A 21992-nucleotide genomic window follows, 5' to 3' on the forward strand; every position below is an offset into this window, starting at 1 on the left:
GCCGGGTCAGCGCCCGCCCAGCAGGCGGGAGATCTCCGCGCACGCCTCCTGGACCCGGGGCCGGACCTCCTCCAGGAGGCGTGCCGTGGGGACCTCCGTCGCGGGCACGGCCACGTTGACCGCGGCCACCGCCGCCCCGGACGCGTCCCGGACGGGCGCCGCCACCGACCGGAGCCCGTAGGCGAGCTCCTCGTCCTGCAGGGCCCAGCCGCGGCCGCGGATCTCCGCCAGCGCGGGCCGCAGCGCGTCCAGCGAGGCCGCGGCGTTGGGGCCGGCCGCCCCGGCGAAGGACTCCTCGGTCAGCACGCGCTCCAGCTCGGCGTCGTCGAGCTGGGACAGCAGCATCTTGCCCATCGAGCTGCGGACGGCCGGAAGCCGCGACCCGACCTGGATGTTCGCCGTCACCAGGTCGTTGTTGCGCAGCCTCACCAGGTACAGCACGTGGTCCCCCGACAGCACGCCCAGGTTCGCCGTCTGCCCGGTGGCGCCGGCGAGCCTGCGCAGCGGCCCGTCCGCGAGCTGGACGAGGTCCAGGCTGCGCAGCGCCGAGAAGCCGAGCGTCAGCACCTTCGGCGCGGGCCGGTAGGCGCCGTCCGGAAGCTGCTCCAGGAACCCCTCGGCGGTCAGGGTCGCCGCCATCCGGAAGGCGGTCGGCAGGGGCAGGCCCGTCGCCGCGGCCATGTCGGTCAGCTTCATGGCCGGGCGCTGCTCGGAGAACAGCCCGAGGAGGCGCAGGCCCTTCGCCAGCGCCTCCACGTGGTAGCCGCTCTTCGGACGGGCCCGGCCGTCGGCGGAGCGGGGCGGCGTACGGTCACGCGGGGGCACGGACGCCTCGCTTTCTGCCTGGCCTGCGGACACTGCGCCCTCATCGTACGGACGCCGCGTCCGGCCGCGTCACCGCACGGCTGCGGAGTAGGACTCCGCGTGCTCCTTCCTGCCGGCGGTGAAGAACCCGATGAGCGCGGCGAGCGCGGCGACGGCCTCCCCGGCGAAGCTGATCGTCTTGTCGGCGTACCACTGCGGGTCGTACATCCGGGGGATCGGGCCGAGCTGCCCGAAGTCGACGAAGTAGTACAGCAGCACGGCCCCGGCCGCGCCCGCCGCGACGACGAACGCGATCGCGTACGTCCACCTCCGGGCCCAGAAGAGCACGAGCAGGGCCGCGACGGCCGCCGCGACGGCCTGGCCGCGGAACAGGTCGTCTCCGGGGATGACGTCGCCGGGGGTGTTGGGCCCGGGGGCCATGTCGGGTGCGAAGCGCCAGTGCACGACGGCGTCGGCCGCGAGTCCGGCGGCCACGAGTACGCGAAGAAGGATGCCCATGCCCATTGCACGGTGATACCCGGCCGGCGGATCAACCAGGCGGAACATTTCGACGAGGCCGGGTCCGGCCGCGCCGAGCCGTCCGCCCGGCCCGTCACCCGGGGGAGGTCTCGGCGCGGCGGGCCCTGACCCGCCGCCAGCTCCAGTAGAGCAGCCCGAAGAGGATGAATCCGGACAGGATGAGCCCGGAGCCCGTGCTCCATCCGCTGAGCGGCAGTTCCTCCACGAGCCCCCAGGCCACGCCCGCGCCGATCAGCGCGAGCCCGGTGAGCAGGGAACCCGTGAGGCGCCACCACGACGTCACGCTCTCCTCGGCCGCCTGGACCGCCCGCTCCCGGACGGGCTCGACGTAGCGGTTCACGGCCGGGAACTCCCGGGAGAGGATGAGCAGGCCCGCCAGCACGAGCAGCAGCCCGGGGCCGGGCAGCACGAGCAGCGCGACACCGGCCAGCAGCACGGTGCCGCCGACGATGATCACCACCCCCTGCCGGGTGGACCTCCCGTATCCCATCGCCGCTCCCGTCCTCCCGCCCCACCGGGGCCCGTCCCCGGACCCGCCATCGCATCGGGCGACGGCCGCCGCATCCGGCAAGGGCCGGTCTACCCGCCTCAGCGGATCCTGCGCGCGGGACGCCCGCCGAAATCCGCGGCCCGGACCCGCGGTGCCCGCCCGTGACGCCGCGGCAGCGCACGGTGACTCCGAGGGTTCTGGACCGTTTCGTTAGGTATGCTCCACGAGCCCCTCCCAGGATCAGAGATCTTTCATGACACAGACACCCGAGGCGTCCGTCGTGGCGGTTCCCGACTCCGCCGAGGCGGCGGTCCCCGGCTCCGCCCCGGCGTCCGCGCCCCCCGCCGAGCGCGCGCAGGACAAGCCGCGGACGCCGGGCGGCGCGGCTCCCCGAGGACGCGACCCCCACCTGGACAACGCCAAGTTCCTGGCGATCCTGCTCGTCGCCGCCGGCCACGGGCTGTCGGGACTGCGGGACGTCCCGCTGGCCGCGTCGCTCTGGAACTTCATCTACCTGTTCCACATGCCGCTGTTCGTCATGGTCAGCGGCTACCTGTCCAAGCGGTTCACCCTCACCGACGACAAGTCCGTGCGGCTGGTCGGCTCGACGATCGCGCCGTACCTGGTCTTCCAGTGCGCCTACAGCCTCTTCGCCTGGGGCGTCGACGGGCGGGCGTTCCAGTTCGACGTGCTGGACCCCTACTACCTGACCTGGTTCCTGCTGGCGCTGTTCATCTGGCGGCTTCTCACCCCGGTGTGGCGGCGGCTCAGGTTCCCGCTGGCGACGGCCGTGCTCGTCGCCCTCCTCTGCTACATGTCCGACATCGGGAGCACGCTCGACCTGTACCGGATCCTCGGGCTGGCGCCGTTCTACGTCCTCGGGCTGACGCTGTCGCCGGAGGTGATCCAGATCGTCCGGCGGCCGTGGGCGCGGATCACGGGCGCCGCGCTCCTGGCGGCCGCGCTCGCGGGCGCGTACCTCACCCACGACCGCATGAACGCGCGCTGGCTGAACTGGGACACCGCCAACGGCGACCTCGGCGTGGACGAGTTCACCGGCACCGTGATGCGCGCCGGACTGCTGCTCACCGGGACGGTGCTCATCCTGGCCTTCCTCGCGGTCACCCCGTCCCGCCGCACGTGGTACAGCGACCTCGGCGCCGCCACCATCTACGGCTACCTGCTGCACGGGTTCCTGACGCGGCTGTTCACGTTCGAGGGCTGGCAGAAGCTCGCCTGGTTCGACACGATCCCCGGCGTCCTGTCGGTCGTGCTCGCCTGCTTCGTCATCGTCACGGTGCTGAGCACCTCCCCGGTGCGCCGCGTGACCCGCTGGGCCGTCGAGCCCGACATGAGGCCGCTCTTCGGCCGGTGACGACCGGGCGTCCGGAGCCGCAACGATCATGATCCGGGGGCGTCGCAGGCCCCGTCACGCAAGGGTTACAGGAACCTGGAACGTTGCTGAATTCGCCGCAAAGTTCTACAGACCGGGTACAGTAAGGCGGCAGTTCCCCCCTGTGCGGATCACCAGCCCTGCGAAAGCCGTGCCGCCCGCACCCCAGATCCCACGGGTGACTGCATCACGTTCGGTCTCCGGCCGCCGTTCCGGCTGCCATGAAGAAGAAGGACGGTCGCATTGGTCATGGCGCCGCAGGGTGAGCATCGCGTCGTCGCCGTCATCCTCGCGGGTGGCAGCGGACAGCGGATGGGTCTCAGCACTCCCAAGCAGCTCCTCAAGATCGCCGGAAAGTCGATCCTCGAGCACACGCTGGGCGTGTTCGAGGAGGCCCCCGACGTCGACGAGATCATCGTCCTGATGAACCCCGGCTTCCTCCAGGACGCCGCGGACTGCGTGCGGAAGGCCGGCTGCACCAAGGTCAAGGCCGTGCTCCCCGGCGGGACGTCCCGGAACGCCACCACGCAGCTCGCCCTCGACGCCCTCGCCGACCACCCGGCCGAGACGACCAGCGTGCTGTTCCACGACGCGGTGCGCCCGCTGCTGTCGCAGCGCATCATCCGCGACTGCGTGGCCGCGCTGCGCGAGCACCGGGCGGTGGACGTCGCGATCCCGTCCGCCGACACGATCATCCAGGTCGACCAGGACGTCATCGTGGACGTCCCGCGCCGGGCGAACCTGCGCCGCGGGCAGACCCCGCAGGGCTTCCGGCTCGCCACCATCCGCGACGCCTACGACAAGGCGTGGCAGGACGAGAACTTCGAGGCGACCGACGACTGCTCCGTGGTGCTGCGCTACCTGCCCGGCACCCCGATCTACGTCGTCCCCGGCGACGAGCACAACATGAAGGTCACCGAGCCGGTCGACATGTTCGTCGCGGACAAGCTGTTCCAGCTCGCCTCCTCCGACGCCCCCGACCTGACCGAGGACCAGTACGCCGAGGCCCTCGGCGGCAAGACGATGGTCGTGTTCGGCGCCAGCCAGGGCATCGGCGCCGCCATCGCGGAGCTGGCCCAGCGGTTCGGCGCCCGCGTCTTCGGCTACAGCCGCGGCGCCACCCGCACCCACGCCGAGCGGCCCGAGGACGTCGCCGCCGCGCTCGCGCAGTCCTACTCGGCGACCGGCCGCGTCGACTTCGTCGTCAACACGGCGGGCATCCTGCGGATCGGCCGGCTCGACGCCATCGACCCCGAGGCGATCGAGGAGGCGCTGCGCGTCAACTACCTCGCGCCGATCCACATCGCGCGGGCGTCGTTCCCCTACCTCGCCAAGACCGGCGGGCAGCTGCTGCTCTACACCTCCAGCTCCTACACCCGCGGGCGCGCCGACTACAGCCTGTACTCCTCCGCCAAGGCCGCCACGGTGAACCTCACCCAGGCGCTGGCCGACGAGTGGTCCGGCGACAAGGTGCGGATCAACTGCATCAACCCCGAGCGGACCAGCACCCCCATGCGGACCGCGGCGTTCGGCCAGGAGCCCCCGCACACCCTGCTGAGCGCCGACCAGGTGGCCCGCACCTCCCTCAACGTCCTGCTCTCCAGCCTCACCGGGCAGGTCATCGACGTGCGCCGCGAAGACCCCCTCAGCGGCGGCCGTTCCGGCTGACCCCGCCCCCGCACGCGCCCGCCCGGCCCCGGCGGGCGCAGGTCCCCCCTTCCCCTCTCCCCAAATGCGCCCACCCCTCGGGCGCTGACAAGACGGAGGTGTGCCGTGCGGCGTCTCGTCTCCCGGTACTCGACTCTCATGCGGTACTCATCGGTGCTGTCGCTGCCCGTCACGCTCGGGCTGCTGATCGGGGCGGCCGCGGCAGGAGCGCCCTGGGCGTTCCTCGGCGCCGCCGTGCTCTGCTACGCGGCCGAGTTCGCCCTCGGGCGGACGCTGCCGGACGCGGCGAGGCCGCTGCGCTGGGGCCAGATGAGCCCGGGCGCGCGGGTGCTGGTCCGGCAGGCCGCCCTCGTGCTGCTGCTCGTCCAGTCGGGTGACGCCGGCCGGCCGTCCGTCGTCCTGGCGGCCCTCGGCCTCCTGCTGGCCGACTGGCTCCGGGCCGCGACCCTCGCCGGCGCGGTCGCCTCGCGCCGCGTCAACCGGCTCCCCTTCGTCACCCGCAACCTCGGGCAGGGCGAGCCGTCGCTCCCCGCCCCGAACTCCGCCCGGCAGGCCCGGCTGACCCTCCTGCTCGAGAGCCACGCCGACCTCCTGCCGCTGCTGTTCGGCACCGCCGGGCTCCTGCTCGGCCTCCCGGCGCTGGTCCTCGCCGGCGTCCTCGGCACCGCGGCCGTCGCCGTCGCCGTCGCGGCCGCGCAGGCGCCGCGGCTGCGCCGGATGCGCATGCTCCTCGACGCCGGACGGTCGGGCCGCAACGTGCAGCGCCGCGTCGACCTGTACAAGCCCGAGGTCGTCCTGTACTTCACCGGCCCGGCCACGACCGTCTACCAGGCCAACATGTGGCTGGAGACGCTGGAGCGGCTGGACCGCAAGGCGATGGTCCTCGTCCGCTCCCCCGAGGTCGTCGGCGCGCTCGCGCCCACCCCGCTCCCCGTCGTGTGCATCACGCGGGCCGAGGACATGATGAACTTCGACCTCGGCACCGTGAAGGTCGCGCTCTACCCGGGCAACACCGGCAAGAACCTCCACCTGCTCCGCGAGGAGCACATCAAGCACGTGTTCGTCGGGCACGGCGACAGCGACAAGGGCCCGAGCTCCAACCCCGTCAGCAAGGTCTTCGACGAGGTGTGGGTGGCCGGCCCCGGGGGCCGCGACCGCTACCGCAACTCCGACGCCGGGGTGCGCGACGAGGCCATCGTCGAGGTGGGCCGCCCGCAGCTCGGCGAGATCACCACCGAGCCGTCCGGCGGGCCCGTCCCCACCGTCCTGTACGCGCCCACCTGGGAGGGCTGGGACAACGAGCACGGCTACAGCTCCCTGCTCGGCATGGGCGAGCGGATCATCCGGACGCTGCTGGAGCAGGGGCCGCGGCTGCGCGTCATCTACCGGCCGCACCCCTACACCGGCCGGCGGCTGGCGGAGGCCGCCGCCGTGCACGCCCGGATCATCCGGATGATCGAGCAGGCGAACCGGGGCGGCGCGGGCGGCCACCAGGTGGTGACCGGCGCGGACGCCTCCCTCTACGAGTGCTTCAACCGGTCGGACATGCTGATCACCGATATCTCCAGTGTGATCTCCGACTACATCCCGAGCCTGAAGCCGTACGTCGTCACCAACCCCGACGGGATGGACGAGAACCTCTTCACGACCGAGTTCCCGTCCGCGTCGGCGGCCTACCTGCTGAGCCCCGGCTGCGGCGAGCTGGCCGACATCCTCGCCGTCGCGGTGACGCCCGGCCAGGACCCGCTGGCCGCGGAGCGGCGCACGCTCCGCGACTACCTGCTGGGCCCCGAGCAGCCGGACGCCATGACGCGGTTCGCCGCCGCCGTCGACGCGCTCGCGCAGGCCGGCCCCAGGTCGACGATGTACGGAATCTCCGGACGGGCGGTCACGGCGGCCACCGAGCACGCCTAGAGTGGCCCCACAGTCACCTCCCGAGCGTAGAGGGGCCATGAGGCAACCCCTGGTCAGCGTGATCGTCCCGGTGTACCAGTGCCGGGACACGGTGGGCGGGGCACTGGAGTCGGTCTTCGCCCAGTCCCTGCCCGCCGAGCAGGTCGAGGTCATCGCCGTCGACGACGGTTCGACCGACGGCGGCGGCGAACTGCTGGACGAGCTCGCCCGCGCCCACGACCGGCTGACGGTCGTCCACCAGCCGAACTCCGGCGGCGCGGGCGCGCCGCGCAACCGGGGCCTGGAACTGGCGTCCGGGACGTTCGTGTTCTTCCTGGACGCCGACGACCGCCTGGCCCCCGAGGCGCTGGAGCGCATGACGGCGATGGCCGAGCGCAACGGCACCGACATCGTCCTCGGCAAGCAGGTCGGAACCGGCGGCCGCAAGGCGCCCAAGGTGTTCGCCCGCTCCATCGAGCGCACCCACGTGCTCGACCCCGACTGCGACCTGTTCGGGCGGATGTCGATGGCCGCGCTCCAGCTCTTCCGCCGGTCCCTGGTCGAGGACGCGGGGCTCCGCTTCACCGAAGGCCTGGTGGCCCACGAGGACCAGCTCTTCACCGCCGGCGCCTACCTGAACGCCCGCGGCGTCTCCGTCCTGGCCGACTACGACTGCTACTACTGGGCCGCCCGCGAGGACGGCTCCAGCGCGACGCAGGGAGCGGGCGCCCCGCCCGCCGACCTGTACGCGATCATCGCCCAGGCCATGCGGCAGGTCGCCGACCGCACCGAGCCGGGCGAGACCCGGGAGCGGCTGAACCGGCGCTACCTGCGGCTGGAGGTCTTCGGCCGGCTCGACCGCCTGTACCTGGACTCCTCGCCCGACGACCAGAAGATCACCCTCGCGGGCTGCCGCGAACTGCTGGAGGAGTGGTACACCCCCGCGCAGCGGGAGCTGGCCCACCCCCTCCACCGGGTGATCGCGCACTGCGTCCTGCACGAGCTCGACGACGAACTGGTGGAGGTTTTGCGGTTCCGCCGCGGCGGGACGCGGCCCCGCCTCCACCTGGAGGACGGGCGCGCCTACGTGAAGTACCCGTTCTTCCGCGACCCCGCCGTCCGCATCCCCGACGCGTGCTTCGCGAGCCCCAAGCCGCTGGAGGTCCTGCCCACCCTGGCGCGACTGGCCTGGAAGGACGGCGCCCTCCTGGTCGGCGGCACGGTGCTCGTCCGCGACGTGGACGGGCAGAGCCCGGCCGTCCGCCTGCTGCTGAAGGACGGCGACGGCGCCCACCGCCCGGTGGAGTGCGAGACCGTCCCGGCCGCGCCCGCGGACGAAGGCGTCGAAGTGTCCTTCACCGCCGATCTCGCCCCGCAGGCGGCCTCCCTCCGGAACGGCCGCTGGACGGTCCAGATCGAGGTCTCGCTCAGCGGGCACGTGCGGACGATGCCGCTGGTGAAGCCGCGCGACCTGCCCCTTCCGCGGGCGGCCCTGGCGGGCGCCCGCCTCCTGCGCCCGACGCAGCAGCGCGGCGGCGGGCCCCTCGTGCTGGAGGCCGGCGCGGTCCTCACGTCCGCCGACTTCACCGGCGTCGAGGTCGGCTGGGGGCCGGGGCGGCGGGTCCGGGTGCGGGCCGACGCGCCGCCCGTCCTCGGCGACGGCCCGGCGATGAGCGTCCTGCTTCAGCACGCCGACGGCGAGACGACGATCCGCGCCGCGCTGGAGGCCGCGCCCGACGACCCGCCCCGCCTGTGCGCCGACCTCTCCCTCGCGGGCGCGCGTCCCGGCCGCTGGCGGGCCCGCTTCGCGGTCGACGGCGTGGGCGATCCCGTCCCGGTGCGCCTGCCGGCCGAGGGCGGCGGCGTCCTCGGGCCGGTGACCGCGTCGCTGGCGCCCCCGCGCCGCGTGCACGTCAGAATGGACCGCAGGACGGCGACCGTGCACGTCACCGCGCCGCTGGGGTCGCTCGCGAGGCGCACCCGGCGGCTGCTCCCCGGCGGGGGCAGGAAGCCGCGGTCGTGACCCGCATCCACCCGCTGAACATCCGCACGGAAGGCCCCGAATGAGTCACCGCATCCTGCCGAGCGCCCAGGTCGACCCCGGCGCGGAACTCGGCGACGGAACCACCGTGTGGGACCTCGCCCAGATCCGCGAGGGCGCCCGGCTCGGCGCGGGCTGCATCGTGGGGCGCGGCGCCTACGTCGGCGCGGGCGTGCGGATCGGCGACAACGTCAAGCTGCAGAACCACGCGCTCGTCTACGAGCCCGCCGTGCTGGAGGACGGCGTGTTCGTCGGCCCCGCCGTCGTGCTCACCAACGACCGGGAGCCCCGCTCGGTGGACCCGGACGGCAGGCTGAAGCGCGGTGACGACTGGGAGGCGGTCGGCGTCCACGTCGCCGAGGGCGCTTCGCTGGGCGCCCGCAGCGTGTGCGTCGCGCCGGTCCGCGTCGGCCGCTGGGCGATGGTCGCCGCGGGCGCGGTGGTGACCCGCGACGTCCCCGACTTCGCGCTGGTCGCGGGCGTCCCCGCCCGCCGGATCGGCTGGGTCGGCAGGGCCGGCGCCCGGCTCACCGAGCGTTCCGACGGGACGTGGGAGTGCCCGCGGACCGGTGAGGTCTACGTCGAGGCGCCCGCCGGCGACGGCTCGGGGACGGCCGTGCTGACCGAGAAGGGCTGAACCCGGAGGGGGCGGCGGGCCGGTCAGGGCTTGGCGTCGAGGCTGCGCACCTGCCGCGTCGTCACGACGAGGTCGGGGTGCAGGCGGGCCAGCCGCCGGCCGAGCGGCACCGACGTCCGGTCCATCACGACGACGCGGACGAGCCCGCCCGTGTCGATCTCGCGCAGGACGCGCCGCCGCGCGATGCGGGCCAGCAGGTGCGGCCGGACGTGCCGGTAGAACGGCACGAAGAGCCGCCGGTGCACGGCCCGGGAGACGCGGGTCCGGACGCGGTCCAGGCGGGCGCCGAGAGGGCCCGCCCGCGCCACCGGCCGGACGGCGAGCCGCGGCATCCTGACCACGACCGTGTGCTCCAGCCAGGGCAGCGGGTGCCGGGCCTCCGCCTCGTCGAGCCGGTGCAGCCGCACCCGCTCGTCCAGGTCCGCCCACCCGTCCGGCTCGGCGGTCACCACGTCGACCCGCGCGCCCTCCTGCGCGAAGTACCCGGCCAGCCCGATGACCCTCTTGTGCTGGCGCTTGGGCGGCACGTTCGGGGCGGGGTCCATCGTCAGCCTGGGGTCCATGGCCAGGACCAGCACCTTCGGGGGCCGCCCGCCGCGCACGTCACCGTCTCCCGACATGATCACCCGCTCCCGCCGCGCCTGCGGGCGGCCAGCTCGTCGAGCCGCCCCACGAGCGGCTCCAGCGTCACGTTCCGTTCGAAGCGGTCCGCGTAGGCGCGGGCCTCGGCGACCTGCCGCTCGTCCAGGCCGGCCGCCGCCTTCGCCGCCGCCACCATCGAGGCGGCGATGTCGGCCGGGGCGAGCCCGCCCGGGTTGAACCACAGCGGATACCCGCGCAGCAGCTCCTCGGCCGCCGACCCCGGCGTGTGGACCGACACGATGGGACGTCCCGCCGCCATGTACTCGAAGATCTTTCCGGAGGTGACGTAGCGTCCGCCGCCGTTGAGGAACACCAGCACGTCGGAGTCCTGGTAGACGTCGGCGAGCGCCGTCTTGGACACCGGACCGCGGTGGTGGACCCCGGGGGCGAGCACCTGCTCGCCGCCCTCCCCGCCGGCGGTCTCCACCGGCTCGGCCGTCGCCGGCCCGCCCCCGGCCTCCTGGGCGCCGACGGCGGCGGCCGCCGCTTCGGCAGCGGCGGCGAAACGCTTGCGGAGCTTGTCGTCGGTGCCCTGGAAGAACCCGAAGTAGCCGTAGAAGTTCAGGGAGGCGGCCCCCATGTCCGAGTGCGTGCGGGCGCGGGAGAACCCCTCGATCAGCTCCTCGATGGGCTGCTTGTCGGTGACCGTGCCGACGAAGGAGAAGCGGGGCGCGTGCCCGCCCGTCGTCACGGTCCCGTCCGTCGTCGCGCGGGCGGCCGGGGGCGGCGCGGCGCTCTGCGGGAGCGTGTCGGCGTCCCACCCGTTCAGGACGGTCATCATGCGGTCCGCCGCGCGCGGGTGGCGTTCGGCGTGCCAGGCGCGCTGGGCGTCGTTGACGTACAGCGAGTTCGCCGCGGACCGCAGCACCCGGCGCTCCCAGCGCCAGGCGGGATGCCCGTCCTCGAACATCGGCTCCTCGCTGAACTGGTCGAGGGTCCAGGAGTCGCGGTAGTCGATGACGTAGGGGGTGCGGGTCAGCTTGTGGAACAGCCACGCCGCGGCGAACGAGGAGTACGGGTTCCCCGTCGCGAGGACCACGTCGAACCTGCGCCGCGCGTGCATCCGCAGCGCGCGCCGGACGGAGTCGCGCCCCCAGGACGCGTAGTGCTCAGGGAAGACGTGCTTCTGCCCCCACGTGTACAGCGACTGGGCCAGCTGGGGGAACGCCCCGCGGAACCGGCTGTACTCGCGCAGGTCCGTCTGCCAGACGAACCGGTTCAGGTCCGGGCGCACCAGCGTGATCCGCGGGTCGACGGTCTCCGTCAGCCGGTCGTCGACCGAGCCGATCGTGTCGTACAGGAACGGCAGCGGCGCCGCGAAGACCGTGACGTCCCAGCCCAGCTCGGTCAGCCGGTTCGCGGTCGCCCGAGGGCGGTACACACCGCTCGCACGGGACGGCGGGAAGTAGAACGCGAGGTAGAGAAGGCGTGGACGGCGTTCGGTCATGGCGTCATCCTCTGGCGTGGCCTGCCGGGGACCTTTCATGAGCAACGGAGTAGGAGAGCGCCGCCCCGGCGCCCATGATCGTGTCCGCGAGCTCGGACACGGCCGCCAGCGACTGCGGGTCCGCGATGACGACGAGGTCGATGGAGCGGCCGCGCAGCAGCTCGCGCTCGACCGTCCGGCGGCGCACCGCACCGGCGTCGCGCCGGTAGAGACGGGCCAGCCGCCGGTCGACGGGCCGGGCGACGCGCCTGCAATAGGCGGAGTCGATCCGCTTCCCGAGCCCGCGCAGCGGCCCGGGAAGGCACACGCGCAGCAGCAGCCCCGGGATCCGGTACAGCGGGATCCGCACCGCGGCGGGGCGGTAGCGCCGTTCGAGCGCGGGCAGCTCGACGGCGTCGACGCCGTCGGGGAGCGGGTCCTTCGCCCACGCCGAGGTCTTGCGCACCAGCACGGTGGCGCTGCCGCCGTCCGCGACGACCTGCGCCGCCTCCCGGACGACCGCGGGCCGGCGGGAGGCGCCGAGCGCCACGAACAGCACGTTCACGCTTCTCCTCCCCCGTTCGCGGCACCGTCGGCCCCGGCACGGACGGCCGCGCCCTCCGGGAACCAGTGCCGGTGGTGCGCCTCGGCCACCGTGCGGTATCCGAAGCGCCCGTTCAGGATCTCGCGGGCCTTCGCCAGGTCGAGGCCGTCCGGGAAGCGGTCGCGCAGGCGGCGGTACCCGGCGACGATCGAGCCCGCGTTCTCCTCTACGTCGATCATCTCCCCCGCGGCGGCTTCCATACCGGCCAGGGTGCGTTCGGGGCCGCCGCAGCGGGTGACGAGCACCGGCAGGCCCGCCGCCACCGCCTCGATGATCGTCACACCGAAGGTCTCCCACCGGGCGGGGTGGACGAGCAGGTCGTGCTCCCGCATGAGCCGCGTGGCCTCGTCGGGGGCCACCGCGCCGAGGAACGACACCGCGTGCTCGACGCCCAGCTCGGCGGCCCGCTCCTGGAGCCGCCGGGCGAGCACGCCCGGCCCGGCCATCGTCAGCGTCAGCCCGGGGTCCTCGGCGAGGCACTCGGCGAACGCCTCCAGCAGCCAGCCGACGCCCTTGCGCTCGACCAGCGTGCCGACGTACAGCCAGCGCCGCAGCTCGGTGACGGGCCGCTCGCGCGGCTCCCCGAAGGAGATCGGGTTGGAGATCATCTCGATCTTGTGGGCGAGCGCCGGGAACGCCTCGGCGAGCGTGTCCCGCAGCACGTCGGTGACCACGAGGAAACCGGTGCAGCGCTCCAGGACCCGCTCGTACATCTCCCGCGAGTCGGGCTGCTCCAGGACCTTGTCCAGGAAGGACGCGTGCTCGGTGACGAACACCCGCGCGTCCGGGCGGGCGTTCTCCAGCGCCGTCCAGCCGCCGCGCAGCCCGACGTGCGCGTGGACGACGGGCGCCGGGATCGGCTCGCCGCCCAGCGCCTCGCGCAGCCACCGGGCGTGCTGCACCGCGAGCTCGGCGAAGGTGTAGTCGGGCACCGTCGGCACCGGGACGCGCACCAGCCGGGAGCCCGCGACGTCGGCCGCGGGGTGCAGCGCGACCGGCAGGAGGCGGCGGTGCGCCTCGCGCGCCGCCTCGACCTCCTCCGCGGGCCGCCTCATCAGCCACGCCTCGGTGTGGTAGACGGTGACGTCGCCGCACCCGGGGGCGGTCGCCTCGACCATCGCCTGGACGAAGGCGCCCGCCCACTCCTGCATCGGGTTCGGGTACCAGGGGGTGACGACGGCCACGTCACCGCCGTCGCTCCTGTCCGCGGCCATCGTCAGTCCTGGGCGCCGATGAGCTGGTCGTCCGGCCCCGCCGGGGGCGCGGCGGGGGCGGGCGCGGCGGCGGAGGGCAGCAGGCGGGTGTAGACGCCGTCCAGGACCTCGGCCTGCGCCTCCCACGTCCACTCGTGGAGCAGGTCGGGCCGGTCGTCGTACACGGCGCGGTACCGCCGCGGGTCGCCGAGGACGGCCTCGACCGCCCGCACGTAGTCGTCGAGATCCTCGGCGTGGAAGACCTCGCCCTGCCCGGTGGCCTTCACCATGTCGCCCATCGCCTGCACGTCGCTCACGACGATCGGCAGCCGCGCGTGCGAGTACTCGAAGAACTTCGTGATCAGCGCGATCTCGTGGTTGGGCCAGTGGTGGATCGGGATCACGCCGATGTCGGCCGCCGCCAGGAAGGGGACGACCTGGTCGAACGGCACGTACGGCAGCGTGTGGACGCGGTCGGCGGCGCCGAGTTCGGCGGCGCGGGCGACCAGCCCGCGGACGTAGTCGGACCCCGCCGAGGAGACGACGAGGGCGACGTGCAGCCGCGGCAGCCGGGGCAGCGCCTCGATCATGATGTCGAGGCCGCGCTGCGGGGCGGCGGCGCCGCTGTAGACGGCGATCGGGGTGTCCGGGCCGACGCCGCACATCTCCCGCATGTCCGGGACCGGCTCGGACGTGCTCGGCGCGCCCCCGGTGATCGGGGCGTTGAGCACGACGGTCGGCCGGCCGCGCAGGCCGTGGCGCTCCACGAGCCGATCGGCCAGCGCCTCCGAGACGGTCACCACCGCGTCGGCGTCGCCCGCGTACTCGCGCTCGTAGGCGCACATGGCGGGATGCCAGCGCGGATCGGAGCCCCAGGGGCGGATGCCCGGCAGGAACTCGTGCGCGTCCCACACGAGCTTCACCTGCCGGCCCTTCGCGCGGGCCCGCCGCACGGAGCGCGCCGCGACGCCGAGCATGCGGAAGTCGTTGGCGTGGACGATGTCGGGTTCGAGCCTGTCGATGACCTTGCCGTAGGCGCTGTCCCAGTCCCACAGGTTGCGGTCCAGGACGCGCCACGCCCGGTCGCCGAGGAGCTTCAGCCAGAAGTCGATCGCGAGCCGCTCCATCGGCGCGCGCGGGTCGACGCGGGCCGCGGCGAGCGACTCGGTCTGCCGCACCCGCAGCGCGACCCACCGCGACTGCACCTTCGCCGTGACCCGCCGTGCCAGCAGCCACGCCTTGCGCGCCGGCCCCCGGGAGTTCCGGTCCAGGCGCGCGGCGGCGAGGTCGGCCCGCCGGGACTGCACGAGCCGCCGCCGGTAGTCCGCCACCTTCGGATGCCCGTACGCGAGCGGGCGGCGCAGCGTGGCGCGCAGGACGCCGTGCCGGTTGCGCAGGAGCACGTGCTGCACCGGCAGGAGCCGCACACGGGCGCCGCCGATGTTCCAGGAGCGGCGCCTCTTGCCCTTCGCACTGCCCAGCAGGTGCACCTCCCAGCCGGCGTCGGCCATCGACTGCGCGGCCTTCTGCACCCGGGAGTCGCGCACGACATCGTTGTCGACGAGCATGACGACGCGGCCGCGCGACGGCGCGCCGGGAACCGTCCCGTCTTCGATTTGCATTCGATTCTCCAGTTGCGGTCGGCCGGGGCGCTCGCGCGGACCGGCCCGAGCGGTCAGCGAGGCGGCTGCGAACCGGTCCGAGCGTCCGGGGCCCCGATGACGACGCGGTGCACGCCGGGCCAGCGGGAGGCGTCGGTGACGCGGCGGCCGTCGACCAGGGCTTTGACGCCCGGCAGGTCGTCCGCGCCGAGTTCGCGGTAGGCGGCGTGGTCGGCCTGCACGATCGCGGCCGTCACCGACTCGCCGCGGTGGGGCGGCAGGCCCAGGGCCTCCAGCTCCTCGGCGGTGTACATCGGGTCGGACACGTACGGGACGGCGCCGCGCCCCCGCAGCGCCTCCACCGTGGGGAAGACGCCGGAGAACGCCGTCTCCTTGACGCCGCCCCGGTACGCCGCGCCCAGCACGAGGACGCCGGCGCCGGTCAGGTCGCCGTAGGCGTCGGCGAGGAGGCCGACGGCGTAGTCGGGCATGCCCGTGTTGGCCTCGCGGGCGGCGCGGACGACGGTCGCGTCCGGGTCGTTCCACAGGTACATCCGCGGATACACCGGGATGCAGTGGCCGCCGACGGCGATGCCCGGCTGGTGGATGTGGCTGTACGGCTGGGAGTTGCAGGCCTCGATGACCTTCGTGACGTCCACGTCGACGGTGTCGGCGTAGCGGGCGAACTGGTTGGCGAGGCCGATGTTGACGTCCCGGTAGGTCGTCTCGGCGAGCTTGGCGAGTTCCGCCGCCTCCGCGGAACCGAGGTCCCAGACGCCGTTCGGGCGGTCGAGGTCCGGGCGCTCGTCGAAGTCGAGGACCTGCTCGTAGAACTCGACGCCGTGCCGCGCGGACGCCTCGTCGACGCCGCCGACGAGCTTGGGGTAGCGGCGCAGGTCGGCGAACACCCGCCCGGTCAGCACGCGCTCCGGGCTGAACACCAGGTGGAAGTCGGCGCCCGCGGTGAGGCCGGAGCCCTCCGCCAGCATCGGGGCCCAGCGGTCCCGGGTGGTGCCGACGGGCAGCGTCGTCTCGTAGCTGACGAGCGTGCCGGGGCGCAGGCCCCGCGCGATGGAGCGCGTCGCGGCGTCCATCCAGCCGAAGTCCGGGATGCCCGCCGGGTCCACGAACAGGGGCACGACCACGACGACCGCCTCGGACTCGGCGACCGCCGCCGCCGTGTCGGTCGTCGCCGTGAGCAGCCCGGCCCGCACCGCCTCGCCGAGGTGGACGTCCAGCTCCGCCTCGCCGGGGAACGGCTCGCGCCCGGCGTTGACCTCGGCCACGACGCGTTCGTCCACGTCGGCGCCGATCACCCGGTGGCCCTTGCGGGCGAACTGCACCGCGAGCGGGAGACCGATCTTGCCGAGCGCGACCACGCAGATGCGCATGTGCTACTTACCTCCAAGGGACGTCACGCGCCGGACCCGCTGGGCGACGGCCTGGGCCGGACGTACCGGACGTGTCTCGATCATCGTGCCGTGCCGGTCGTCGCCGGCCACCGCCAGCCGGTAGGGCCTGGCCCGGTGCCAGAAGAGCTCGCCGCGCGGGCCGGGCACCGCGGACTCCCCCGCCGGCACGGCGACGTCGTGCGTCTCCCCGGCCGCCCGCACGATCAGCCGCAGCGCGTGCCGGTTCCCGCCGGACGCCGCCGTGAGCGCCGCCGGGATCCGGGCGGTGACGTGCAGGCCGTCCTCGCGCGCCTCGCGGGTGGTGTGCTCGTCGAGGTCGAGGGTCTCGCCGCCGCCGCGGGGGGCGAGCGCGAGCCGGACGGTCGCGGGGTCGCCGGCCTCGGGGCCGGTGAGCGGGGTCCGGACGGTGATCTCCACCATGTCGCGGTCGGGCCGCACGGCGACCGTCCGCGCCTCCTGGGACAGCCGCCTGCGCATCCCCTTGGTGATCTCGAACAGGTCGTCCGGCAGCTCCGGGCGGGGGTCCTCGAAGCCCTGGTAGGCGAGGTAGGTCCGGCCGTCCTTGAGCGCGATCAGGTAGGGGCGCTCGGCGACCCCGTCCCGGATCGCCTCGCACAGCAGGTCGACCTCGCCGAGCTGCGCCAGCCGGAGCCGGGCGCGGCGGACGATGGGCAGCGTGTAGAGGACCTCGTCGGTCACGTACCGCTCGACGAGCCTTCCGACGCGGGCGCAGACGTCCTCCTGCGCGGCGCGGTCGAGTTCGAGGAACCCCTCCCGCGTCGGCATCGTCAGCTCCCAGCGGGTGTGCCGCCTGAGGATCGCGTCCCGCTTCGGGCCCGGTTCGATCAGGTCGGCGACGACGCCGAACAGGCTCTCAGCGCATTCGAGCCGGGTGTGCACGTCGACGGCGCCCTGCGTGATGTTGCCGCCGTCGTCGCGCAGCACCGCGTAGTAGCAGGTGTAGTCGGCGAGGACGGAGATCCGCCGGGCGCGCACGCACGCCTCGAGGGTGAACGGCTGGTCGCTGCCGATCCGCATGTGCTCGTGGAACCGCAGCTTGTGCCGCTCCACCAGGTCGCGGCGGAACAGCTTGCAGTTCGACAGCACCCACGGCAGCACCGAGTCGTACAGGTCGATCTCGGGGCGGTTCTCGGCGAACAGCTCGGGGCGCCGGACGGCCCGCCCGTTGACGCCCTCCATCTTCCCGACGAGGACGTCGGAGCCCCATTCGTCGGCCGCCGCGACCATGCGCTCCAGCGCCTCGGGGCCGAGGTGGTCGTCGGCGCCGACGAAGTAGACGTAGCGTCCGGTCGCGACGTCCAGCGCCCGGTTGCTGGGGGCCGCCGGGCCGCCGGAGTTCGGCTGGCGCAGCACGGTGACGACGTCCGGATGCTCCGCGGCGAACCGGTCCAGCTCGGCGCCGCTGCCGTCGGTGGAGCCGTCGTCGACCGCGACGACCTCCATGCGGTCCGGGCCGATGCTCTGCCCGACCAGCGAGTTCAGGCAGTCGGTCAGGTACGGCATCGTGTTGTAGACCGCGACCACGACGGTGACGTCGGGCACCGCGGCACTTCCCTCAGACGTCACTGAGCACCTCCGCCGGCTGGAGCGTGACCGTCTCGCCGAGACGGGCGGACTTCAGGACGGCGGCCGACACCTCGACCGTCCGCAGGCCCTGCCGCAGGGTGACGACGTCGCCCGGGACCGCCCCGCCCGGGCCCGCGAGGACCGCGTCCCGGAAGCGCTCGTGCTCGACCAGCAGCGGCTCGCGCTTGGGGATCGCGTACCGGATCATGTCGCCCTCGGAGACGCCGCGGAACGCGCGCAGCGCCTCCCACTCGGTGCTCACCTCGCCGTTGGCGTAGAACGTGAGGTCGGCGGTGAGCGTGTCGGCGATGAAGCAGCCGCGCTCGCCGGTGACCACGGTGGTGCGCTCCTTGAACGGGCTCAGCCAGTTCACCAGGTGGTTGGCCATGGAGCCGTCGGCCAGGCGCCCGACGGCGGCGACCATGTCCTCGTGCGGGCGGCCGCTGCGCGCCACGGTGTGCGCGGAGATCGACACGTAGTCCTGGCCGGTGACCCACCCGGTCAGGTCGATGTCGTGGGTCGCGAGGTCCTTGACGACGCCGACGTCGGCGATCCGGTGCGGGAACGGGCCCTGCCGGCGCGTGACGACCTGGAACACCTCGCCCAGCTCGCCCGCCTCCAGCCGGGCCCGCATGCTCTGCAGCGCCGGGTTGTAACGCTCGATGTGCCCGACCCCGGCCACGAGCCCGCGCGACTCGAACGCCGCCACCAGCCGTTCGGCGGCCTCCACCGACTCGGCGAGCGGCTTCTCGATCAGCGCGCCGGCGCCGCCCTCGGCGAGCGCGAGCCCGATCTCCTCGTGCAGCGCCGTCGGGCAGGCGACCACCGCGTAGTCGATGCCGGCGTCCAGAAGCTTCTGGAGGGACGCCATCATCGGCACCCCGTGCGGGGCGCCCTCGGGCCGCCCGGCCGGGTCGACGATCCCGACGAGGTCGACGCCGTCCAGCCCGGACAGGACCCGGGCGTGGTTGCGTCCCATCACGCCGAGCCCGATCAGGCCCGCGCGCAGCGGCGCGGTCACGACGCGGCCCCGGCGGCGTTGACCGCGTCGGCCACGCGCGCCAGCTCGTCGTCGGCGAGGGACGGGTGCACCGGCAGCGACAGCACCTCGGCCGCCGCGCGCTCGGTCTCGGGCAGGTCCCAGCGCGGGTCGGGGGCGCCGTCCTTCAGGAACGGTCTGAGCCGGTGGACGGGCGTCGGGTAGTAGACGGCGCTGCCGACCTTCCGCTCCTCCAGGCGCACCTGGAAGGCGTCCCGGTCGCCGGGGACGCGGACCGTGTACTGGTGGTAGACGTGCCGCACGCCGGGCGCGACCGGCGGCACCGCGGCGCCGGTGATCTTGGCGTCCAGGAACCGGGCGTTGCCGATCCGGCGCTCGGTCCAGCCGGGCAGCCGCTTGAGCTGCTCGCGGCCGATGGCCGCGGCGACGTCGGTGAGCCGCACGTTGGCGCCGACGATCTCGTTGGCGTAGCGCTGCTCCATGCCCTGGTTGCGCAGCAGCCGCAGCGTCCGGGCGGTCTCCGCGTCGGCGGTGGTGATCATGCCGCCTTCGAGGGCGTGCATGTTCTTGGTCGGGTAGAAGCTGAAGCAGCCGATCGTGCCGAGCGCGCCCACCGGGGTGCCGCCCTGGGCGGCGCCGTGCGCCTGGCAGGCGTCCTCGACGACGGCGAGGCCGTGCCGCTCGGCGATCGCGCCGACGCGGTCCATCGCCGCCGGGTGCCCGTACAGGTGCACCGGCATGATGGCGGCGGTGCGGGGCCCGACCGCCGCGGCGACGGCGTCCGGGTCGACGCAGAACGAGCCCGGCTCGATGTCGACGAAGACCGGCTCGGCGCCGACGAGGCGGACGACGTTGGCCGTGGCCGCGAACGTGAACGAGGGGACGATCACCTCGTCGCCGGGGCCGACGCCGAGGGCCATCATGCTCAGGTGCAGGGCCGAGGTCCCGGAGTTGACGGCGACGCAGTGGCGGCCCGCCACGAGCGCGGAGAACTCCTCCTCGAACGCGGCGACCTCGGGGCCCTGCACCACCCGCCCGCTGCGGAGCACGCGGACGGCCGCCTCGATCTCGGCCTCCCCGATCACGGGGCTCGCCGCGGGGACGGGCCTTTCCGATTCCACGGGCATGCACAGGCTCCTTAGGGCGAGACGATGAGCTAGGGCTTCCTCGCGGGGCACAGATCGCGACCGGACAAAGATGCGCACTCTCGGCGGAAGCCTCGTCTGACGGACGGATTCTAGCCAAGTCAGACCGATGCGAGGACGTTTGCCGATCTATCCCCCCTCACAGACCTCCCATGAAGACGCCCGTCCAAAACCGCTGCCGGTCCGGATCGGCCCCGAACAGGTACGTCGCCTTCAGCTTGGGCGGCAGCATCGGCGCCAGCCGGGCGGCGGCCTCCGCGTGGTGGCGGAGCTGCGACAGTTCGGCGTTGGCGAGGACGCGGTGCACGATGTCCGTCGCGTCCGAGCCCTCGTCCCCGGCCGCGCGGAGCCGCTCCGCCCAGGCGTCCAGGTCCGCGGCCAGTTCGCGCAGGCCGGTCACCTGCCGCCGGGCCAGCCGCGCCTCGAGGGCGGTGAGCGGGACGGGCGCGTAGTCGCCGTCGCCCAGGTACATCTTGCCGATCTCCATCGGCAGGCCGGTGCCGTGCAGGCGGATGAGGCGCTCCAAGGTGCGCTTGGTCATCCACTGCCGTCCCTCGTCGTCGATGTCGTTCTTCCACCACTCAAGGACGGTCTCGGCCACCCCGCCGTAACGGGAAATGAGCCATTCGTTCGCCGGAATGTCATCTGGCTGGATTTCCAGCGAGACGGTGAAGCGGGACGCCTGCGCGATGGTGTTGCGTGACACGAGCAGCTTGCGGCCGAGGTAGTACGGAGGATTCTGCAGGGCGATCTGGGCGCGGAGACCCTTGATGCGCCGTCCGGCCAAGGACCACTCCTGCGTGACCTCCATGAGGCGGGCGAACGTGGCCTTGTCCTTGGGCCGGTTGTACTCGTCCCAGACGATGGCCTTGTCACCGGGCTCCATGAACGGGCCCGCCAGAAGGTTGTCGAGGGTTCCGTCCAGGGTCGGGACGGGCGCGCACAGGTCCTCCACGTTGGTGACGGGAAGTGAGAAGTAGAGCGGGTCCGTGCCGAGTTCGTCCCGGACGACCTCCTTCACCACCTCCGTCTTGCCGCAGCCGGGCGGCCCCTGGACGAGCACGGCCCAGCGCCGCTCGATCGCCGCGCGGACGACCCGGCGGACGGCGTCCGGCACGTGCGCCGGGTCCGGGACGTCGGCCCCCGCCCGGCGCAACTCGGCGGCGATGCGGCCGAGGATCTCGGGGGCCTGGTCGGCTCCCCGCTTCTTGTCCGAGGTGACGAGCGGCAGGCGGCGCCCGTCCACGAGGGGCAGGCCCCAGGCGAGCGGGAACCCGGCGAGCGCGCAGTCGAGGACGTGCTCCAGCGTGCGCGGCGACAGCAGCCTGCGCAGCTCGGCGGGCAGCGACGCCCACACCCGGAACACGCCCGTGAGGTCGACGCCGCGGAACCTGCGCGACAGCGCGGCCCGCCACGCGGTGTCGGCGGCGGTGACCCGCAGCGTCGCCATCCGGTCCAGGACGGCCGGGTCCGTGCGGAGCGCGGCGGTCTCGGTGAGCGTCTCGTTGTCGGTCAGGAACACCCCGACGCAGCCGAGCGCGCGCAGGTCGTGCTCGCCGAGCGTCCAGTCGCAGGCGATCTGCATGAGCTGCGACTGGATCGTGGCGCCCGCCTGGAGCGAGTCGTCGATGAGCAGCACGAACGGCCTGCCCGGCTTGAGCTGCCGCATGACGAGCTGGCGCAGCACGAGCTCCCCGTCCTGCCGGACGGGCGCGTTGACCAGCAGGTCGTCGGGGGTGAGGTTCGCGGCCGGGACGTAGACGAGCGCGGTGTCCTCGCGGCGCCGGACGTGGTGGAAGAACGTGGAGGTCTTGCCGATGCCGTGCTCGCCGAAGACCTGCCCGGTGATCCCGAGCTCGATCATCGTGTCGATGAAGCGGGCCAGCCGCGGCCCGTCCGGCATGCTCATGAGACCA

The 21992-nt window shown here is 73.7% G+C and carries 18 protein-coding genes; 5 read left to right on the forward strand and 13 right to left on the reverse strand.

The features are described 5' to 3' along the window. Positions 1-6: 6 nt before the first annotated feature. The 3 genes from CHC11_RS24580 to CHC11_RS24590 form a co-directional block, all read right to left on the reverse strand. Complete coding sequence (locus CHC11_RS24580) at positions 7-825, reverse strand: IclR family transcriptional regulator (protein WP_089314147.1); 819 nt, start codon at positions 823-825, stop codon at positions 7-9. A gap of 69 nt (positions 826-894) precedes the next feature. After that, positions 895-1323, reverse strand: a complete 429-nt coding sequence (locus CHC11_RS24585) for a hypothetical protein (RefSeq protein WP_143227290.1) — start codon at positions 1321-1323, stop codon at positions 895-897. Positions 1324-1417: 94 nt separating this feature from the next. Continuing rightward, positions 1418-1834: a PGPGW domain-containing protein gene (locus CHC11_RS24590; protein WP_089314149.1), complete on the reverse strand. Its 417-nt coding sequence runs from the start codon at positions 1832-1834 to the stop codon at positions 1418-1420. Positions 1835-2087: 253 nt separating this feature from the next. On the opposite strand from CHC11_RS24590, the gene CHC11_RS24595 reads away from it, so the two are divergent. From CHC11_RS24595 to CHC11_RS24615, 5 genes are all read left to right on the forward strand, one after another. After that, positions 2088-3209, forward strand: a complete 1122-nt coding sequence (locus tag CHC11_RS24595; protein WP_089314150.1) for an acyltransferase family protein — start codon at positions 2088-2090, stop codon at positions 3207-3209. A 267-nt stretch (positions 3210-3476) separates the two neighbouring features. Continuing rightward, positions 3477-4895 (forward strand): bifunctional cytidylyltransferase/SDR family oxidoreductase, encoded by a 1419-nt coding sequence (locus CHC11_RS24600; protein ID WP_089314151.1) that lies wholly within the window; start codon positions 3477-3479, stop codon positions 4893-4895. Between the two features lie 138 nt (positions 4896-5033). Beyond that, on the forward strand, positions 5034-6809 hold the full coding sequence (locus CHC11_RS24605; protein WP_143227297.1) for a CDP-glycerol glycerophosphotransferase family protein: 1776 nt from the start codon (positions 5034-5036) through the stop codon (positions 6807-6809). 37 nt (positions 6810-6846) lie between these two features. Next, complete coding sequence (locus tag CHC11_RS24610; RefSeq protein ID WP_089314153.1) at positions 6847-8811, forward strand: glycosyltransferase family 2 protein; 1965 nt, start codon at positions 6847-6849, stop codon at positions 8809-8811. A 40-nt stretch (positions 8812-8851) separates the two neighbouring features. Then, positions 8852-9466 (forward strand): acyltransferase, encoded by a 615-nt coding sequence (locus CHC11_RS24615; RefSeq protein WP_089314154.1) that lies wholly within the window; start codon positions 8852-8854, stop codon positions 9464-9466. Between the two features lie 23 nt (positions 9467-9489). On the opposite strand, the gene CHC11_RS24620 is transcribed toward CHC11_RS24615, so the two are convergent. The 10 genes from CHC11_RS24620 to CHC11_RS24665 all read right to left on the reverse strand — a co-directional run bounded on the left by CHC11_RS24620 (position 9490) and on the right by CHC11_RS24665 (position 21985). Then, positions 9490-10086 carry a hypothetical protein gene (locus tag CHC11_RS24620; protein ID WP_089314155.1) on the reverse strand — a complete coding sequence of 199 codons (597 nt, stop codon included), beginning with the start codon at positions 10084-10086 and terminating at the stop codon, positions 9490-9492. Positions 10087-10088: 2 nt separating this feature from the next. After that, the gene (locus tag CHC11_RS24625; RefSeq protein WP_089314156.1) at positions 10089-11555 is read right to left on the reverse strand and encodes a glycosyltransferase; all 1467 of its coding nucleotides are present in this window, start codon (positions 11553-11555) and stop codon (positions 10089-10091) included. 4 nt (positions 11556-11559) lie between these two features. Further along, positions 11560-12099 carry a hypothetical protein gene (locus CHC11_RS24630; RefSeq protein WP_089314157.1) on the reverse strand — a complete coding sequence of 180 codons (540 nt, stop codon included), beginning with the start codon at positions 12097-12099 and terminating at the stop codon, positions 11560-11562. Continuing rightward, positions 12096-13352, reverse strand: coding sequence for a glycosyltransferase (locus CHC11_RS24635; protein WP_218826227.1), 1257 nt, complete (start codon positions 13350-13352; stop codon positions 12096-12098). The genes CHC11_RS24630 and CHC11_RS24635 overlap by 4 nt, the downstream gene beginning before the upstream one ends. Before the next feature lie 2 nt (positions 13353-13354). Then, on the reverse strand, positions 13355-14953 hold the full coding sequence (locus CHC11_RS24640) for a glycosyltransferase family 4 protein (RefSeq protein ID WP_218826228.1): 1599 nt from the start codon (positions 14951-14953) through the stop codon (positions 13355-13357). 53 nt (positions 14954-15006) lie between these two features. After that, on the reverse strand, positions 15007-16323 hold the full coding sequence (locus CHC11_RS24645) for a nucleotide sugar dehydrogenase (RefSeq protein ID WP_089314158.1): 1317 nt from the start codon (positions 16321-16323) through the stop codon (positions 15007-15009). A 3-nt stretch (positions 16324-16326) separates the two neighbouring features. Beyond that, on the reverse strand, positions 16327-17907 hold the full coding sequence (locus tag CHC11_RS24650) for a glycosyltransferase family 2 protein (protein ID WP_218826229.1): 1581 nt from the start codon (positions 17905-17907) through the stop codon (positions 16327-16329). A gap of 13 nt (positions 17908-17920) precedes the next feature. Then, a complete protein-coding gene (locus CHC11_RS24655; protein WP_089314159.1) occupies positions 17921-18952 on the reverse strand; it encodes a Gfo/Idh/MocA family protein in 1032 nt (343 codons plus the stop codon). Continuing rightward, on the reverse strand, positions 18949-20058 hold the full coding sequence (locus CHC11_RS24660) for a DegT/DnrJ/EryC1/StrS family aminotransferase (protein ID WP_089314160.1): 1110 nt from the start codon (positions 20056-20058) through the stop codon (positions 18949-18951). Before CHC11_RS24660 ends, CHC11_RS24655 begins: the two co-directional genes overlap by 4 nt. Before the next feature lie 157 nt (positions 20059-20215). Further along, the gene (locus CHC11_RS24665; protein ID WP_089314161.1) at positions 20216-21985 is read right to left on the reverse strand and encodes an ATP-binding protein; all 1770 of its coding nucleotides are present in this window, start codon (positions 21983-21985) and stop codon (positions 20216-20218) included. Positions 21986-21992 lie beyond the last annotated feature (7 nt).

It is taken from the genome of Actinomadura mexicana, assembly GCF_900188105.1.
In the GTDB taxonomy this organism is placed as follows: Bacteria; Actinomycetota; Actinomycetes; order Streptosporangiales; family Streptosporangiaceae; genus Spirillospora; species Spirillospora mexicana.

Bases quoted from the DNA above. Each gene is read 5' to 3' on its own strand.
- CHC11_RS24585 (WP_143227290.1), bottom strand. From the start codon at position 1,323: ATGGGCATCCTTCTTCGCGTACTCGTGGCCGCCGGACTCGCGGCCGAC.
- CHC11_RS24590 (WP_089314149.1), bottom strand. From the start codon at position 1,834: ATGGGATACGGGAGGTCCACCCGGCAGGGGGTGGTGATCATCGTCGGC.
- CHC11_RS24595 (WP_089314150.1), top strand. From the start codon at position 2,088: ATGACACAGACACCCGAGGCGTCCGTCGTGGCGGTTCCCGACTCCGCC.
- CHC11_RS24600 (WP_089314151.1), top strand. From the start codon at position 3,477: ATGGCGCCGCAGGGTGAGCATCGCGTCGTCGCCGTCATCCTCGCGGGT.
- CHC11_RS24605 (WP_143227297.1), top strand. From the start codon at position 5,034: ATGCGGTACTCATCGGTGCTGTCGCTGCCCGTCACGCTCGGGCTGCTG.
- CHC11_RS24610 (WP_089314153.1), top strand. From the start codon at position 6,847: ATGAGGCAACCCCTGGTCAGCGTGATCGTCCCGGTGTACCAGTGCCGG.
- CHC11_RS24615 (WP_089314154.1), top strand. From the start codon at position 8,852: ATGAGTCACCGCATCCTGCCGAGCGCCCAGGTCGACCCCGGCGCGGAA.
- CHC11_RS24620 (WP_089314155.1), bottom strand. From the start codon at position 10,086: ATGTCGGGAGACGGTGACGTGCGCGGCGGGCGGCCCCCGAAGGTGCTG.
- CHC11_RS24625 (WP_089314156.1), bottom strand. From the start codon at position 11,555: ATGACCGAACGCCGTCCACGCCTTCTCTACCTCGCGTTCTACTTCCCG.
- CHC11_RS24635 (WP_218826227.1), bottom strand. From the start codon at position 13,352: ATGGCCGCGGACAGGAGCGACGGCGGTGACGTGGCCGTCGTCACCCCC.
- CHC11_RS24640 (WP_218826228.1), bottom strand. From the start codon at position 14,953: ATGCAAATCGAAGACGGGACGGTTCCCGGCGCGCCGTCGCGCGGCCGC.
- CHC11_RS24645 (WP_089314158.1), bottom strand. From the start codon at position 16,323: ATGCGCATCTGCGTGGTCGCGCTCGGCAAGATCGGTCTCCCGCTCGCG.
- CHC11_RS24660 (WP_089314160.1), bottom strand. From the start codon at position 20,058: ATGCCCGTGGAATCGGAAAGGCCCGTCCCCGCGGCGAGCCCCGTGATC.
- CHC11_RS24665 (WP_089314161.1), bottom strand. From the start codon at position 21,985: ATGAGCATGCCGGACGGGCCGCGGCTGGCCCGCTTCATCGACACGATG.